Source organism: Enterococcus sp. DIV1937 (assembly GCF_050535975.1).
GTDB classification, from domain to species: domain Bacteria; phylum Bacillota; class Bacilli; order Lactobacillales; family Enterococcaceae; genus Enterococcus; species Enterococcus faecalis.
Map to the genome: position 1 here is coordinate 1,614,126 of NZ_CP172909.1, position 17,126 is coordinate 1,631,251.

Annotated in this window: 13 protein-coding genes; 3 read left to right on the forward strand and 10 right to left on the reverse strand. The window is 36.5% G+C overall.

Annotation, left to right across the window (positions count from 1 at the left end):
- Positions 1 to 139 precede the first annotated feature (139 nt).
- Positions 140 to 1,168, forward strand: coding sequence for a lactonase family protein (locus tag IGL13_RS07835; protein WP_002357153.1), 1,029 nt, complete (start codon positions 140 to 142; stop codon positions 1,166 to 1,168).
- 227 nt (positions 1,169 to 1,395) lie between these two features.
- Here IGL13_RS07835 and IGL13_RS07840 read toward each other — a convergent pair whose 3' ends face one another.
- The 3 genes from IGL13_RS07840 to rihC are packed head-to-tail and all read right to left on the reverse strand — an operon-like array spanning position 1,396 to position 4,227.
- Positions 1,396 to 1,872 carry a GNAT family N-acetyltransferase gene (locus IGL13_RS07840; RefSeq protein WP_002374559.1) on the reverse strand — a complete coding sequence of 159 codons (477 nt, stop codon included), beginning with the start codon at positions 1,870 to 1,872 and terminating at the stop codon, positions 1,396 to 1,398.
- 11 nt (positions 1,873 to 1,883) lie between these two features.
- Positions 1,884 to 3,257: a C4-dicarboxylate transporter DcuC gene (gene dcuC / locus IGL13_RS07845; protein WP_002360057.1), complete on the reverse strand. Its 1,374-nt coding sequence runs from the start codon at positions 3,255 to 3,257 to the stop codon at positions 1,884 to 1,886.
- Between the two features lie 16 nt (positions 3,258 to 3,273).
- Complete coding sequence (gene rihC, locus IGL13_RS07850; RefSeq protein WP_002383111.1) at positions 3,274 to 4,227, reverse strand: ribonucleoside hydrolase RihC; 954 nt, start codon at positions 4,225 to 4,227, stop codon at positions 3,274 to 3,276.
- 146 nt (positions 4,228 to 4,373) lie between these two features.
- Here rihC and IGL13_RS07855 point away from each other — a divergent pair, with 146 nt between their 5' ends.
- Positions 4,374 to 6,287 carry a PfkB family carbohydrate kinase gene (locus IGL13_RS07855; protein ID WP_002401795.1) on the forward strand — a complete coding sequence of 638 codons (1,914 nt, stop codon included), beginning with the start codon at positions 4,374 to 4,376 and terminating at the stop codon, positions 6,285 to 6,287.
- A gap of 118 nt (positions 6,288 to 6,405) precedes the next feature.
- On the forward strand, positions 6,406 to 7,914 hold the full coding sequence (locus IGL13_RS07860; protein WP_002362030.1) for a helix-turn-helix domain-containing protein: 1,509 nt from the start codon (positions 6,406 to 6,408) through the stop codon (positions 7,912 to 7,914).
- 288 nt (positions 7,915 to 8,202) lie between these two features.
- On the opposite strand, the gene IGL13_RS07865 is transcribed toward IGL13_RS07860, so the two are convergent.
- From IGL13_RS07865 to IGL13_RS07895, 7 genes are all read right to left on the reverse strand, one after another.
- Complete coding sequence (locus IGL13_RS07865) at positions 8,203 to 9,048, reverse strand: hypothetical protein (protein ID WP_002369202.1); 846 nt, start codon at positions 9,046 to 9,048, stop codon at positions 8,203 to 8,205.
- On the reverse strand, positions 9,041 to 9,568 hold the full coding sequence (locus tag IGL13_RS07870) for a 5-bromo-4-chloroindolyl phosphate hydrolysis family protein (RefSeq protein ID WP_002385845.1): 528 nt from the start codon (positions 9,566 to 9,568) through the stop codon (positions 9,041 to 9,043). Before IGL13_RS07870 ends, IGL13_RS07865 begins: the two co-directional genes overlap by 8 nt.
- 284 nt (positions 9,569 to 9,852) lie before the next feature.
- Positions 9,853 to 10,572 (reverse strand): MIP/aquaporin family protein, encoded by a 720-nt coding sequence (locus IGL13_RS07875; RefSeq protein ID WP_002357140.1) that lies wholly within the window; start codon positions 10,570 to 10,572, stop codon positions 9,853 to 9,855.
- 7 nt (positions 10,573 to 10,579) lie between these two features.
- A complete protein-coding gene (gene glpO, locus IGL13_RS07880; RefSeq protein WP_002378422.1) occupies positions 10,580 to 12,409 on the reverse strand; it encodes a type 1 glycerol-3-phosphate oxidase in 1,830 nt (609 codons plus the stop codon).
- A 20-nt stretch (positions 12,410 to 12,429) separates the two neighbouring features.
- Positions 12,430 to 13,935, reverse strand: coding sequence for a glycerol kinase GlpK (glpK, locus tag IGL13_RS07885; protein WP_002357138.1), 1,506 nt, complete (start codon positions 13,933 to 13,935; stop codon positions 12,430 to 12,432).
- 276 nt (positions 13,936 to 14,211) lie between these two features.
- Positions 14,212 to 15,678 carry a helix-turn-helix domain-containing protein gene (locus tag IGL13_RS07890; RefSeq protein WP_002397428.1) on the reverse strand — a complete coding sequence of 489 codons (1,467 nt, stop codon included), beginning with the start codon at positions 15,676 to 15,678 and terminating at the stop codon, positions 14,212 to 14,214.
- Entirely contained in the window at positions 15,668 to 17,002 is a 1,335-nt protein-coding gene (locus IGL13_RS07895; protein WP_430604577.1) for an FAD-dependent oxidoreductase, read from the reverse strand. Before IGL13_RS07895 ends, IGL13_RS07890 begins: the two co-directional genes overlap by 11 nt.
- Positions 17,003 to 17,126: the final 124 nt, after the last annotated feature.

The window sequence follows — 17,126 nt, forward strand, 5'->3', positions numbered from 1 at the left end:
ATAATAGCACAAACCACTTTAAAATGCGAACATCTCAGATAGAAAGTTTTATTGTTCTTAGACTTCTTATGGTATACTACATTATATAAAAGCACTTTCATAAAAAGTGATTGTGTTGAAACAAATTGGAGGAATTGTGATGTTAGAACAAATTTTACTAGGTACCTATACTCGAAGAGCCAGCCAAGGCATTTATAAAATTGCATTAGATACGACACAAGGTCGTTTAACAGAAGCGACACTTTTGTTAGAAGAAACGAGTCCTACCTATCTTGCTCTGAGTCAAAAGGGCGAACTTTTTAGCGTCACTAGTGTTGACGGTGAAGGTGGCACTGCCGCTTATCAACCAGAAATGGACCATTTTAACTTATTGAATAAAGTAACTGAGGAAGGTGCGCCGCCATGTTATGTAGCTGTTGACGAAAACCGACAACTTGTCTATGCAGCAAATTATCACCAAGGTATCGTTCACGTGTATCGTATCTTAGAAGATGGTTCTTTGGAAGATGCTGACAAAGTGATTCATACAGAGCCAACTGGTCCTCATGAAAACCAAAACAATGCCCATGTTCATTACACAGATTTGACGCCTGATCAACGCTTAGTCGTCTGTGATCTAGGAACCGATCGTGTGTATACGTATAATGTTAGCTTAGATGGAAAGCTTTCTGAAATCGCTCAATTCGTGACTGAGCCAGGGACTGGTCCACGTCATTTAGTGTTCCATCCAACAAAATCATTGGCTTATTTATTTGGTGAATTAGATAGCACTGTTTCAGTTCTTTCATATGATGAAACAGATGGTTCTTTCACTGAATTACAAAAAGTTTCTACTTTACCTGCTGATTATGATGCGTTTAATGGTGGTGCTGCGATTCGTATTTCTTCTGATGGCCGTTTCCTTTATGCTTCAAACCGTGGCCATAACTCAATTGCTGTCTATGCTGTTTCAGAAAATGGCGAAGCGATTGAACGAATTCAATTAATTTCAACAGAAGGCGATATTCCGAGAGATTTCGATTTAGATCCTTCTGAAGATTTCATCGTTGTCGCTAATCAAGACTCTGATAACTTAACACTTTATCGTCGGAACCAAGAAACAGGCTTATTAGAAATGATTCAAAAAGATGTTGCTGTTCCCGAATGTGTTTGTGTTTTATTTGTATAATTAAGTTGACTATTTCCTTGGAAAATAACAGGAGGTCGGGATAGAAGCGTTTAACTCCGAGAAATAAGAAGGAATTTCCGAAAATTGTTCTTTAATTTTTGGAGAATTTCGGCTTATTTCCGAAGGAGTTGCTTTTGTTCCCGCCGTTTATCAGTTTTTGAGCGTGGAGCAAAAATCCAAAGTGATTTTTGTCCCACGCTCCCTGTTTTCTTATTTTAAACGATGGATTAGTTCTCCAATTCTTTAACGTATAAATAAAAAGAGCCAAAGTCTAAGCGATTCATTTGTAAAGATTCATGAATTTTTGTGAACCCTTTACTTTCGAAAAATCGAATCATTCTATGGTTTGTATGATTAGTTTGAGCATACATTTTACGTCTTCCTTCCCAGACTGCTCGTTTCTCCAATTCATGGAACAACAAACTGCCATAACCCTTGGCAATATAATTAGGCGAAGTTGCAAAGCGCTTTAACCAAACAAAGTCTTGTTCCTGCTCCATACATAACGTTGCCATTGAAAAAATCATTTCTTCGTGCACTAGCAAATATAATTGTTTTTTTGTAATGTCTTCTTGGATATCTCCTTGAGAAGGATAGTCCTTTGTCCACTGTGTAATGCCCACAACATCCATATATGCCTTTACTTCTGTTAAAAATTGAAGAATCATCGGTAACTCTTTCTCATCAGCCACTCTAATTTTCATTGTTTATTCTCTTAATAAGGTAACAATAGAATCGACAAGACAATCACACTAATAATGCCAATGATGGTCGGTACACTCGTCCGTTTTAAAATTCTGATGGGACTAACTCCTACTGTTGATGCGACAATCATGACAACTGCTGCTACAGGAGAAATCGTTCTAGTTAAATTCGCGATCATCTGCATTGGCAAGGAAATTAAAATACCATCAATCCCTGCTTTTTCGGCAATCCCAGGGATTAGTTCGATAACCGCATAAAACATTGCCAGACCACCACCGCTTAAAATTCCAAAAAGGGTCGTTGCACCGCTGAAAATTAAGGTCGTGACAATTCCTGCTGAACTTGACGCTTCGACAGATGCCATAATACTATCAATAATTCCTAACGTTTGAATCGCAGACGTGAATAATGAACCGCCTACGACAAGCATCACAACTTGACTAAACCCTTGCCCCATTCCTTTAAACATCTCGACAGCCGTATCTTGAACCTTTTTAAAAGATTTCAAGCGAAGCGTCTCAACCAATACAGCGATGAAGAAAGAAATAAATGTAAGAACAAAAATATCCATCGTTATTCCTTTAATAAACATTCCTGCGATTCCCACTCCAACAATTAATAATAGCGGTAATATTGGCAATATTGCATAAAATTTAGGAACATCAAATTCTTTTTGTTTGCTTAAGCCTTCTTCATTTAATGAGACATAGGCAGCCTCACCTTCTTTTTTATCGCAGTATTTTTGCCAGAAGTACTGTGCAACCGCAATGATTAATAACGATGGCAGCGAAATTTTGGCATTCCATACAACATAATTTAACACATCATAACCAAGGGTATTTGCGGCGATTACGTTATCCGCGCCTAAAGGTGTTGGCATGATAGTTGCCGTCATTGCAATCACACCTGCAGCAGTTAATGACGAAATCCCCATGCTGGCTAGCATCGGATATAATATAGACATTAAAATAATCGCTAAGCTTGATGCACTAGGAACTACTAGTGACATTAAATTTCCAATCAAAAAGACCACAGGGACAAATAACGATTTACGTTTAATCTTCATTAATGGTTTCACCAAAAAGTTGACAGCCATCTGATTGGCCCCGATTGCATTCATATAGCCTGAATAACCAAAAAGAATCATAATTACAATTCCTGCTGAACTCACTTGTGCAATAATTGTATCTTTAAACTTCAAGAAAATATCAAATAATCCAAAACCGGTTCCTTCTCCTGCAGGATAAATGGGATGTCCTAACATCCATGCACATGCAAGTAGAACAAGCGCACCAATAATTAAGCTGAGTGCGGGATGATAATTTTTTACAATCAAATAGGCTACAACAACTAAAACGACCAATACCAATAAACTTTCAATCATACTTATCCTCCTTCAGTTAATTAACCGCTTTCATTTTTTCGACAACCCATTTTTGAAAAGCTTCAACATTTACATCTATACAGGCAACGGCATTCGTGTTTTTATGATACTTCATTTTTAAATCCGCAACAGTAGCTCCCGCAGCTGGACCTTCCAAAGCAACTTCAATGAACGTTTCAGTTGTCTCAAATAATTCTGGTGAAGTTAAATAGGCAATCGCACAGACATCATGCATTTTCAAACCTGTAGTTAAACTGCCGCCTCTATAATGACGGAAAAGACCATAAAACATTTCCCCCACTCTGCCAAGCGCTCTGATGGCTGTTACTTCATGATTCGTTAACACAGCTTGACTTGTAACATCTAATCCTACCATTGTTAACGGGACACCTGATTGGAAAACAATTTGTGCAGCGTGTGGATCGACATACGTATTAAATTCAGCACTTGTATTTGTATTTCCCCTTGCTAATGAGCCACCCATCATAACGATTTCTGCAATATTTTCTTTGACTTCTGGATAGAGGGTCAGTAACAAAGCAATATTCGTTAATGCAGCAATTGGAACAATGGTCAAAGGAACATCACTAGACAGAATTTCTTTTCGCATAGCTTCCACTGCATGAATATCTAAACACGTAGAGATAGGTTGCGGAAACTCAAAGCCATCCATGCCAGTCTCCCCATGAATCTCAGCAGAATCTTCCAATTGAATAAGTAACGGACAATTACACCCCTTGGCTACAGGAACCTTTTTCCCAAAAAAATCGACAAGTTTCAAGGCATTATTTGTTGTTTTTTCTACATCTACATTCCCTGCAACCGTCGTTATTAAGCGAACTTCTAGGTTAGGATGATTCAGTGCAATCGCTAAAGCTACAGCATCATCAATTCCTGGGTCCGTATCAATAATGATTGGTCTTTTCTTTGTATCCATTTTTCTTCCTCCATTCACATTTAGGAAAAACATTTCCGGAAACGTTTTCTTAATTTGAGATTAACAGCGCTTTCATTAAAAGTCAAGCAGAATTTCTAAATAATAAATAATTAGGCTTTTTCTTGACTTTCTGCTTTTAGAATGCTTACTATAAAAAAGAGTTCAGTGAAAGGACGAAAATGATGAATATTAAAGATATTGCAAAATTAGCTGGCGTTTCCGCTTCAACTGTATCCAAAATTATAAATAATAAAGATCAAACTATTAGTAAAGAAACCCGTGAGCGTGTCTTAAAAATCGTTCGAGATTACAACTACACACCTTACTCAGCAAATCTCGTCACAAATAGTACTACAAAAACCTTCGTGTTATTATTAAATAGCCATGAAACTTTTGAGGCTTGGGTTACGAGCTTTATTGATAAAGCTCAAGAAAATGGCTATAACTGCTTGATTTTAAATAGTCACGGTAGTTTAGAACAAGAACTGAAAAATATTACCTCGCCAACTTTAAAACAAGCCAGTGGCATTATTTGGGACCCAATCAATGAAAACAGTAAACAATACGCGAAATTTATAGAAGAATTAACGATTCCTTACTATTTCGTCAATCACTCAACTAACGAATTGCCTTCTCTAGCGAGGCTTTATGAAGAAGCTAGTTATGTTTTAACCCGAGAATTATTACAGAATAACCATAAAAAAATTAGTTATTTCGTCACTAACCAAAAATATAAAGAAGCAATTATTGCAGGCTATAAAAAAGCCTTATTTGATGTCAATTTACCCTTTAGTAAAGAAAATATTTTAACTACTATCCCTGCTGATTTCAGTAATCAGCTTATCACAGATGGGATTACGGGTATCCTTACCGATGACTATACCCAAGCTGTTTTTTTGGAACAGCTTTTAAAGCAGAGCGGTTTGCGAACCCCCGATAATTACTCTTTACTCGCAATTAAGCGAAAAATTGATCGTTCATTTTTACCTGATCATATTTCTTCCGTCTTATTAGATACAGAGACGTTTGGTAGCCAGTTAGCCTTATTATTGCTTAACAAACGCAAAGAAAAAACAGCCTTGATTAATGACGCTGAAAAATTGGTGCTAGATCACAAAAATACATTAGGCATGTCTAGTGTTAATCCACATAGCAAAATGATTGTAGTAGGTAGTTTAAACGTTGATAATTATCTGTATTCAACAAATTTACCACATAACGGCAAAACAAATTTTTTGTCTAGCTATGCTAAATTCCCCGGCGGAAAAGGATTAAATCAAGCTGTTGGCTTAACCAAACTGGGGCATCAGGCCACCTTAATTGGTTGTTTAGGCTCAGACACAGATGCGAATTACTTATATAAAGAATTAGAAAAATACCACGTTACGACAGATGGTATCACACGTATTCAAGATACTGAGACTGGTCAAGCTTATATTTATGTTGAGACAAGCGGCGACTCCATGATTTCAATCTTACCTGGTGCAAACACAGCGCTTACGCCTAAAAAAATCGCACAGCAAAAACACCTATTTATGGATGCCAGTTTTTGTCTCATTCAAACAGAAATTCCTTTGTCTGCTGTAGAGAAAGCTTGTGAAATCGCCCAACATTCAGGCGTACCGATTATTTTAAAACCAGCTGCTATTCATCATATTCCAGTGAATATACTAGAAAAGGTTGATTTTTTCATTCCCAATGAAGATGAATTATTGGAACTTCAACCAGATACTGGTACATTAGAAGAGAAAGCGGCGTACTTCTTAGAAATGGGCGTAAAAAATGTCATTGTTACTTTAGGAAAAAAAGGCGTGTTATTAAAAACACCCCAAGTGTGCCACTATTTCCCTGCAACAGAAAATATAGCTGTGGATAGTACTGGTGCCAGTGACAGCTTTATCAGCGCGCTCGCCTCCTATCTTTCGAAAGGTTATCCGACTGAAGCAGCCATTCAAATAGCAATTCAGGCTGCAGGATTTTCAGTTTCTAAAGAAGGGGTGATTGATTCTTTAGTTGATCACGTCACTTTGGAAAATTATTTGATAAAAAAAGAACCCGCTCTTTTTGCTCATCGTAACACCTGTGTCGACTGACACAGGTGTTTTCCTGCTGAATATCTTGTTATTTTCTCATAAACCAATGAGAATTGTTCTTTTTTATTACAATTTATTAGTCGAACTATTATAATAAAAGAGAAGTTATTACTAAGGAGTGAGTCTCATCAAAACACAAGATGCCATAAAAACATTTTTACTTTCAAAGAAAACACAAAAAAAATTGGCTGTCTTTTTATACTTAGCAAAACAAACGAACCTTGATTTATCTAGTGTTGCCCGAAAATTCGATCTTTCTACTAAAAATTTATCAATTTATCTTCGTGAAATTCAAGAAGACTTAGCAACCCTTCCTGAAAATACCTTAGAGATTCAGATCCATCACGGAAAAATTTCATTACATACGACTTCCAATGATTTTCTTTCCCACTATTTTTTATTATTTAATTATTACTGTGTCCATTCTACTGACTTCATTCTTTTTCAAGCAATTATCAAAAAAGAAAACAATTCTGTCTGGAAAGTGAGTCAAGAAACTAATTTTAGCTCATCTTACATTTACAAACGGTTAAATAACATTAATAAACTATTTGGTTTGTATGGAATTTCCGTCCATTTTTCCCCCTCCGCGAGTAAAGTGATTACAGGTTCTGAATTTCAAGTCCTATATGCTTTTCTTGATGTCTACTGGACCATCTTTTTAAATACCTTAGCCTTACCACGTTATACCTCTACTTATTTTGAAGATATACTGACGCAACATATTAAACCAGAAATTCTTGAACGCTTGGAACATGCTTCTCTACTAAAATTAAATTTACTTTTACACATCGCAAAATATCGCTTTCCATATACTTGTGAAGATGATCTCCAAAAAGAATTTGAAGAGCATCCTTATTTAAGGCTTTTCTCAGACTCAAAACAAACTATTTTTTGTTCCCAATCAAATTTTTCAGACGATCAACAGCGGGTTGTAGATATCATTGCACCCATTGCCATTGATAATTTTGATTCTGCAAAACGAGCCAAAGATTTACTGGCTGCTCTAAATGAAATTTCTTGCCCAGAATATTTCTACGTTGATTCTTTATTAACCAATTTTTGCGAAGTTTTTCAAATTCCAAAAATGCGTGAATTTGATCGTCATTACTTCTTACTTATTTTATTTAAAAATATTATCTATAACCAATTATTTATTTCACAGCAACCAAATACCGCAATTCTAGATTTTTTAGTCAATAAAAATAGTACTTATCAAAAAGATTTACAGAAAGAAATTTATGCTTTTTATCAAAATTTTTCAGCGCATTCCTCTTATCAGTTAAGATTTAAGGATCAGGAGAACCCAATTTGGACATGTGAATTGTTGTTACGAATTTATAAGCACTATAGTCCCCGCAAAAAAATTAAAATTGGTGTTGCCTATTCTCGCGATTTTTACATTGCTAGCTTTATTATGATGAAAATCAAGCAAGCATTTAGTGAGGATATTATTTTTGAACGAACCGATTTTTCTGGTTGTGATATTGTGATTACTGACTATCCCTTATTTGATTTACCAAAAGAAATAGACCGAATTTACATTTTAGAAGAAGAATTAACCCGAGAAGATTGGGAACTAATTTTCAGTAAAATAAGTATCGCCATTTTTGATTTGCAATATTAAAACAAACATCAAGCGCCAACCTGTCTCACCAGCCATATTCTGCCAGTTTTAGTCTGACAGAAAATAGTTTGTAGGTCGCTTGTATATTGCTGTTCTTTTCTATGTTACCTTCAAAGACAATCTAGTAAGTGGGTACACGTCGTACTTCAGTCCTTAAAGTGCTACGCTTCCACCGCTGATCAGTTTTTAAGCCTGAGACAAAAATCCAAAGTGTTTTTTGTCTCAGGCTCTTACATTTTTTCAACAAAGATGTTACTAGGCGCTACTTGAAGCTGAAAACTATTTTCTCTATCGAGATTCCTCATCAGTAGACTCAAATTTAAAACTTTTTTCTATAAAAGCGACTTCTTTTGCGTATGTTTTTACAAAAGAAGAATAGTCTTTGGGATCTTTGACCTTTTCCAATTGGTCAACAGAGACTTCTAATTCAAATCCTGTCCCATCTTTAAAGAGATAATATTTTGAGATGTCTGTATATCCTTGATTCCGTTTTAAAATATAGCCGGTTTGTACATCAGCAATTTTATCAATTGGGTATGCTTTGATAAACTCTTTACTTGTATCCAAATAATCAGAAAGACTGTTGACAAGATTGCCAGAAAGGTACATACCTGCCGATGTATAATAGTCTCTTTTTTCATAAAAACTGATATTGCCTAGATATTTTGTATCTGGATACTCCTCTGTAGAAGGTAAAATTAAAAAGTTCTTTCCGCCACTGGTTTCAATATCGGCATCGCCGATAATTTCTATTTGGTAGCCTTGATTAAATAAAAGTTTATTTTCTTCTATTGTGACTTTTAGTGGTTTTTCTAAATCAACAGGTCCAGTTGTGGTAAGTCCAGCTTCTTTTAAAGGATAAACATCTTCTGATGAAGCGGAGTAATCCCAATAATCATCTTTCTCCGCAAGATCAATATATACTATAAAGCCAATCGCTACAGCAATGCCTATCCAAATAATTTTTTTGTTCTTTTTTTGTTTTTTCTTTTTTTTCGTCTGTGGTTTTACCACTTTTTTATTTGGGTTAGGAAGTTGCTTTACTGTGTCTGTTCTTGTGACAGGAAAAAACGACCATTTTGGCTTTTGAAAAAGCGCATCATATGTATCATAAAAATTCTTTTGTTTAGCCATTTTTTCTCTCCACTAATTTTTTTGATAAGGCAATTTCCTCAGATGCTTCGGAGACTAATCTTTCATAATCATCTGTGATACTTTCCGACAACACTCGTATGGTACTTAAGATACCATTGGTTGCAAGTGTTATTTCTTCTGTTGACAATTTATCTTCTTTAATGCTTAAAAACCGTTCTGATGCTCGTAAAATCTCTGGTACCTTATGATATAAAAAATCACTAAAATGAGTAATTGCTTCAGGATACTTCACTAAGTGTTTAAAGATGCCCTTAGCGGAAGCAACACCCAGTTCTACTTGTTCAATTTTTTTTAAATTTCGTGACTTATTCGTTAGTTCGTTTAAATAAATAATTTGTTTTTTTAATTCGTCCATAATTCTTTGGTACATCTCTAGGTCACTGTCCGTTAGATGGTGCGTCGTTTGATATTTTTTTAGATTTTTTTTATAACGGAAATACGTACGACCATTTCTATAAATAACCCAACCAATGTACCCAGTCCCCACTAACAAAACCATTATCCCATTCAAATCATGTACTCCTTTTTAAATTAGTATATATTACTGAACACATTGTCCAGCTTAAAATTGACAAATAAATATGAAGTGTTACTCCCCCAATTACTTGTGCACTTTTATTGTATCATATAGGAAAATTGTTCTGTTCCGCATTTAGACAAATTGTCTAAATGTCTAAGGAAATCTTTTTTGGTTTAATATGTGGCAAAAAAACACTTGCAAGAATTGATTACTTCTCACAAGCGTTTTTTATTGTCTAAAACAACTATTTACATTTCATTTTATTAAATAGTGAATAAATAAATTACTGCAGCTAATGAAGCACCTAAGATAGGTCCCACAATTGGCACCCAAGAATAAGCCCAATCGGAATCACCTTTTGTTTTCACAGGAATAATTTGGTGCGCTAAACGAGGTCCTAAATCACGTGCAGGGTTAATTGCATAACCTGTAGGTCCGCCTAATGATAGACCTAGTCCTAAGACCAAAATCCCAACAAGCATTGGATTAATGCCAGCCGCTAAGTCATTTTGAGAAAAGGCTAGTAAGCCAAAAACCAAGACAAATGTGCCGATAATTTCTGTTAAAACATTGGCTGGATAGTTACGGACAGCTGGACCAGTGGCGAAGGTTCCTAAAATAGCACCTTTGTCTTCTGTAATGTTCCAATGGGGTAAATAAGCTAACCAGACAACTAAACCACCAATAAAACCGCCTAGGACTTGAGCTACGATATAAGGTAAAACCATGCCCCATTCAAAGTTTCCAGTAATTGCCATCGCAACTGTTACAGCAGGATTTAAATGCGCTGGACTCATATACCCAGACATGTAAACAGCTAATGTAACAGCAGCGCCCCAACCTAAAGCAATAACGACCCAACCAGAAGCAAAGGCTTTGCTTTTCTTCAAGTTAACTGCGGCACAGACGCCATCCCCTAGTAAAACTAAAATCATCGTTCCGAAAAATTCACCGAATAATTGTGTCATCATCGAAGTTCCCATTTTTTCTTCACCCTACTTTCAAATTTTTTAAATCTGATTCTTCAATTACTTTTTCTAATGTTTCAATGTGTCGTGCTCTTTCTTCCGCTGTCCACTGATAATGCTGTGCCATTTCTTCAATGACTCCCGCTTTCACTTGGTCCAAACGATCACGCATAAATAATAAGTGGTTGGTCCGTCGCAATAAAAAGTCGACGGGTGTTAAAGCCATTTCTTCTTCCATCGCATAGTTTAAAGAGACAGTTTCTGTTAAGGTTAAACCAGGAATTACTTTGGCATCATTAATCATTTCAAAAACAGTTGGTACGTTGGAGCCATATAAATGAGCTAAGTATAATGCATCCTTTTCACTTAACCCTTTAGACACGCCATGTTTTGCCAACGCTTCTAATTCTTCGTCTACCGTTGCAGGGTTCAATTTCCCGCCTGAAACTGGATAGTTTTTAGAATCAATTAAGGTGAATTCTTTCTGGTATTCTTCTGCTAAGATGGTTTGAATCATTTTCATCGCACCTTCTGCCATTTTACGATAATCTGTTAATTTCCCACCAGCCAAAGTGAGCAAGCCATCCGCTGATCTTTCCAATGAGCTGCCTCGAGAGACAGCTGAAGGATTGACTTTATTTTCCACCAAACTGTCTTCCAGATGGTTTAGGACTTCTTCAATTTCTCGTTTATCTGTTTGGTTTTTTTGGTATCTGTCAACGACATCAATGACTTCATCAATACTTTTATCTGAAAGTTTGCCATTGTTTCCCCCGTTATAATCTGAGCCACCGTTAGCAGAAATTAAAGGTCGTAAGCCAGCCCAGCTGGCTTCAATATCATCAATTGTCAATTGTACCTCTGGATAACGATTATTGACTACTTCCAATAGGTAATCCACATCACTTTGTTCTACTGTTGGATGTTGAAAGTCTCCATGGTAATCTGTATCCGTCGTCCCAAAATATGTTTTTTCTTCTCTTGGAACAACGAAGACCATGCGGCCATCTTGTTTACCTGTATCAAAATACGTTGGTTGAGGAACATTTAAACGGCTTTTGTCGACAACTAAATGAACCCCTTTGGTTGGACGCATTTGTGGTGTAAATGAATCATTTTTGTCTAAGCCTCTTAATTTATCTGACCAAGGACCAGTAGTATTAATCACAACATCTGCGTGAATCTCAAACTGTTCGTCAGTTAGTAGGTCCTTTGCTTGAATGCCAGTAATTTTACCTTCATCATTGTATAAAAAGCCCACCGCTTGAACCCGACTCACAGCATGTGCCCCGTCAGCTACTGCTTGTTTAATATTTTCAATAACTAAACGAGCATCATTATTTCGGTAATCTAAATAAACACCGCCACCTTGTAGACCTTCACTTTTTAGTTGTGGCTCACGTGCCAAAACCTCGTCTTTTGTCAACAGATAGTTGGCGTACTTGGTACCTGTTACATCAGCTAACTGATCATATAAATCCATTGCTATTTTGACAGAAAATAGATTAAATGTTGCATTTGGCTCATCATAAATCGGCAATAACATGGGATCCGCTTTAGGGATGTGTGGCGCAATGGATTGAACGACGGCTCGTTCTTTCACTGTATCTGCCACCACCTCCACGTCAAACGTTTTCAAATAGCGGATACCACCATGAACTAATTTGGTTGATCGTGAAGAGGTGCCCTCTGCGAAATCCTGCATTTCAATTAACCCTGTCTTCATTTTAGCGGCACTGGCTTGCAGGGCAACGCCTGCGCCAGTAATGCCACCACCAATAATTAAGACATCTAAGTGTTGTGTTTTTAAAGCGTCGATTGATTGTCGGCGTGTTTCTATTGAGAAAGTCATAGAAAATTCCCCTTTTCCATTTACTTATTTTTACGTTTGAATTGTTGGGTAGCTGCTACTGCTTGTTGCCAACCTTCATATAAATCTTCTCGTTCTTCTTCCGCCATAATTGGTTCAAATTGTTGTCCTTCTTCTTGGAATGCTTTGATTTCTTCTAAGTCTTTCCAGAAGCCAACCGCTAAGCCCGCCAAGAAAGCTGCGCCTAAGGCCGTTGTTTCTAAGTTATGGGCTCTTTGAACAGCAGTGTTTAAAATATCTGCTTGGAATTGCATCAAGAAATCATTGTTTGCTGCTCCACCGTCTACTTTTAAGACAGGAATGTCTATGCCTGTATCTTCTTTCATCGTGTCAATAATGTCACGAACTTGATACGCAACTGCTTGAAGTGTCGCTTTGACAAAATCTTCTCTCGTGGTACCGCGTGTTAATCCAAAGACAGCCCCACGCGCTTGTGAATCCCAATATGGTGCGCCCAAACCAGTGAATGCCGGAACCACATAAACTTCATTGTGCCCTGTTGACGCTTTGGCTACTGCTTCAGATTCAGCAGCCGTTTGCAACATTTTTAAGCCATCTCGTAACCATTGAATCGCTGAACCAGCCACGAAGATACTTCCTTCCAAGGCATAATATACTTTGCCGTTAATGCCATAGCCAATAGTGGTAAGCAGATTATTTTTAGAAAGTTGAGGTTCTTCGCCAGTGTTCATGACAATAAATGAGCCTGTTCCATAGGTATTTTTAACCATCCCAGGTTCAAAGGCCATTTGACCAAATAAGGCGGCTTGTTGGTCACCAGCCATCCCAGCGATAGGAACTTCACTTCCGTAAAAATGGTAATTTTTTGTTAATCCATACACTTCAGAGTTCGAAACGACTTTCGGTAACATCACTCGTGGGATATTTAAAAGATCCAAAATTTCTTGATCCCAATCTAAATCATGGATATTAAACAACATCGTCCGGCTTGCATTTGAATAATCAGTGACATGAGTATCTCCCGTTAATTTCCAAACGAGCCAAGTGTCAATTGTTCCAAACATCAATTCTCCATTTTCTGCACGTTCTTGCGCACCTTCTACGTGATCTAAGATCCAACGAACCTTCGTTGCTGAGAAATAAGCATCAATGATTAACCCAGTTTTTTCATGAATCATTTCGCTGTAGCCATCTTCTTTTAGTTGATCAGCAATAGGTGTCGTTTGGCGTGATTGCCAAACAATTGCATTATAAATGGGTAACCCAGTTGCTTTGTCCCAAACAACGGTTGTTTCCCGTTGGTTTGTAATCCCAATTCCGGCAATATCTGTAGGTTTCACTCCTGACTCAATTAGAGAACCTGCAATAACGGATTGAACAGAATTCCAAATTTCATTGGCATTATGTTCCACCCAGCCTGCATTAGGAAAATATTGAGTAAATTCCTTTTGTGAACTACCAATTTTGTTTCCTTTTTTATCAAAAATAATTGCACGAGAACTAGTCGTTCCTTGATCAATCGCCATAATGTATTTTTCTTCTGCCATGATAATTCCTCCTAAACGTTTTTGAAATCGTTTTCTTTATGTTCCTATCTTACAAACAAAAGAATAACTAAACATGTCAAAAACTTTTTTTATTTTAAAAAAATTGAAAGGATTTCTACTAAAACCAACAAAGACAACGCTTTCAATAATACTTTTATTATCTCTATTTTTTCAATAAAAAGAAACATTTTTGTTTAAAAAAGCCTAATTTTCGACTTTTAATTGTAAAAAGGCTGGTGCGAGGATCAGATAATTTCTGTCACACCAACCTTTTGTTTATTTCTCCCGCAAGGTACGTATTTTCTTTTTTAATTGTTGCACATCATAGGTCGAACTTAATTCTGACAAAACATAGACTTCCGGTGTTCCTTGATAGCTCGTTTGCTGATAATTGGTCACAATTAAATCATATGTTTGTTCAGGCTGATACCTCTCCACCAGCGTGCCATTCATATTTTTAAGACTAAGCATTAATACTTGTGTTAACGCCGCTTGATAAAGAGCATCCATTGCTAAATGAATTCCAATTTTTATTTCACCAATCATTTTAAATTCAATTAATGCCAACACGCTTAAATATTTGACCAGAGAAAGTTCATGCAAACTATCTCCTGGTTGATACGTTTCATCAAAACAAGCTAAAGCTTTTTCTAATAACGTTGTTGAAAAAGAAGCTAATTCCCGACTAGATAATTGCTGTTCTTTTTCCCAGATATGGGCCCGATCAAAAACTTCCAATTCTCCTTTAAAAAAATACAGTTTTCCATGAATTTGTGAAAAATAGTAAGCCATGGTTTTCTCAAGAGTAGGTTCAAATTTATGGGGCCGATAATACAAGACCACATTTTCCAAGATAAACGTATCAGCTAAAGAAACAGCGGAACGACGTCCCCGAATTAAGGAATATTCATCAAAAGCTGATTCTGGTAAGACCGACATTGTGATTAGAAAAACAAAATGAATCATGCTTTCTCCTTCGTCTAATTCTAATGAATAGCGACTAGAAAAACGGAAAAACAATTGTCGAACTTGCTTAAATAACGGATCTTCTTTAAAATCAATCATTTTCTTTCTCAATTGTTGATATTTTTTTGAAGTGACCGCTAGGCGCTTTTTCGTAATACTCAACCAAAGGCTAACTTTTAACGCATTATGTTCATTAAAAGTAAAACCTAAGCCAGTCTCAATCCCTTCAATTATCCGTTTATTTAACGGCGACATCGTTTTTTTCTGGTGTATTTCATAGGGAGTAATATACCAATACAACTGAAAGTAAAAGTAACGAATCTGCAATTCTTCTCCCTGTAGTTGTCCATTTTTTATTTGCAAATCAAAGGCGGCTAACAATTGATTGAGTTCCTTAATCTTTCGAAATAAAGAAGACTCACTAATCATAAATTTAGTCGTTAATTGAACAATAGAAAACTCTTTATTACGATATAAATAATCTAAAAGTTGAAATTTAAGAGACTCTTTTACAAATGCTTCAATTAAATGATTCAACGAAAAAAAATCCGATAAGGTGATTGATAGCTGCTGGCCATCATAAGTAAGCTGACAGTCCTGTCCAAAAGGTTTCAAAAAATAATGTAAATCCTCTAAGTCTTTTTCAAAGGAGGCTTTTGTGACCGCTAAAAATGCTGTTAAATCAGAGACTGAGCAGGTACCGCCTGCTAAGATGGTTTGTTGCACCGTTAATAATTGTCGCATCGCTTTCTTTTCCAATAACGTCTCAACTTTCATCGTTCTCTCTCCAATAAGCCGAAGCACCCATCAAATTTGTAATATCATAAATATTGGTTAAGGAAGGTTGATAAAAATAATCTTTTTGTAATAGGTCTGTCAGTGTCTGACCTGTTTGGATACTTAATGCTAACGTATTTATTTTTTCTAAACAATTGTTTTTTGAACAAAGCTGTGCCCCAAGGACCCGTTGCGTCACTTTATCATAGATTAATTTGCCTAAAATTTCTGTCCCGTGTTGTAGAGGCGGCGCTGGCTGTCTAACAATTACGGAAGCAAGTGTTTGCGGAAAAAATAAACCTTCCGTTTCGGTTAGACCTGTACTAGCAATGTAATAGTCCCCCACTTTTGTTCCCATTGTTCGCAAAGAGCCAATGAATCGGTGTGTTTTTTCTTCTAAATTGTTGGCGACTACTAAGCCAGTTCGTACCGCATTGTTCACTAACGGAGCATAAAAAGTTTCCGCGACTGGTTCATTCATAACTGAAATGCAATCTCCGATGGCAAAAACATTCGGCACTGAAGTTTGTAAATAAGCATCCACCGCGATTGTCTGATCCAGATTTCGTTGAATTTTTTTATCCAAATAGGCTAATTGAGGATGTAAGTTTAAAGCAAAAATCCCACTGTCACAAGAAATTTCCTGCTCGCTTGTTTCAAGAACAATACCATTTGCTGTTTCTTCAATTCCTAGGACCGTTTCTTCAAAATGGAAAATTACTGCTTGTTTTTCCAAAGATTTTTGAACTTCTGCAACCATTTCTTTATCAAAATATTTAGGCAATAGATTTTCTAAACTTTCAAAGACATGGACCGTTTTCTTCATTTTCACAAGAAAATCAATAGCTTCCATTCCAATGGGTCCTGCACCAATGACGGCTACTGTCTGGCTCTTTTCCAGTAATGGAACAGCCGCTAAAGCACCTGATAAAAATTTATATTTGAGTAGTTTTTCTGTTTGACTACCACGAATTTGCGTGGAAAACTGGCTCGCGCCTGTCGCTAAAATCAATTTATCATAAGAATACCACTGTTGCTCTTCCTTTCGTGTCCAAGCAATCAATTGGTTCTCAACATCCATTGCCACAACTTCTCTATTTAAAAGCAACTGAATCTTTTGACGACGTAATTCCTCTTCCGTTATGTAACGTGCTTCGTGTAATTCATTGATGGTATGATTAAAATACGCACTTAAGCCACCAGATAAATACCCCACTGTTGCTTGTTTATCAATTAAAGAAATTTCTGCTTGGGGATATTTTTTCCTTGAAGCAATTGCTGCGGAAATACCTGCGAATGATGCACCAATAATCACAATTTTCATTTGTTTCCTCCTCTGTCAGGACCTACTATACTTCTCTCAGTTTATCATGATTAAAAAGAATGCTAAAGCAACAACTATAGTTTTCCCTTAAAATAATTATTTTTGCTGAGCGCATTGCTTTTCA

Coding starts and splice junctions, on each gene's coding strand:
- IGL13_RS07870 (WP_002385845.1), bottom strand. CDS start 9,568: ATGGTTTTGTTAGTGGGGACTGGGTACATTGGTTGGGTTATTTATAGA.
- IGL13_RS07865 (WP_002369202.1), bottom strand. CDS start 9,048: ATGGCTAAACAAAAGAATTTTTATGATACATATGATGCGCTTTTTCAA.
- IGL13_RS07835 (WP_002357153.1), top strand. CDS start 140: ATGTTAGAACAAATTTTACTAGGTACCTATACTCGAAGAGCCAGCCAA.
- dcuC (WP_002360057.1), bottom strand. CDS start 3,257: ATGATTGAAAGTTTATTGGTATTGGTCGTTTTAGTTGTTGTAGCCTAT.
- IGL13_RS07855 (WP_002401795.1), top strand. CDS start 4,374: ATGATGAATATTAAAGATATTGCAAAATTAGCTGGCGTTTCCGCTTCA.
- glpK (WP_002357138.1), bottom strand. CDS start 13,935: ATGGCAGAAGAAAAATACATTATGGCGATTGATCAAGGAACGACTAGT.
- IGL13_RS07895 (WP_430604577.1), bottom strand. CDS start 17,002: ATGAAAATTGTGATTATTGGTGCATCATTCGCAGGTATTTCCGCAGCA.
- rihC (WP_002383111.1), bottom strand. CDS start 4,227: ATGTTTTTCCTAAATGTGAATGGAGGAAGAAAAATGGATACAAAGAAA.
- IGL13_RS07875 (WP_002357140.1), bottom strand. CDS start 10,572: ATGGGAACTTCGATGATGACACAATTATTCGGTGAATTTTTCGGAACG.
- IGL13_RS07840 (WP_002374559.1), bottom strand. CDS start 1,872: ATGAAAATTAGAGTGGCTGATGAGAAAGAGTTACCGATGATTCTTCAA.
- glpO (WP_002378422.1), bottom strand. CDS start 12,409: ATGACTTTCTCAATAGAAACACGCCGACAATCAATCGACGCTTTAAAA.
- IGL13_RS07890 (WP_002397428.1), bottom strand. CDS start 15,678: ATGAAAGTTGAGACGTTATTGGAAAAGAAAGCGATGCGACAATTATTA.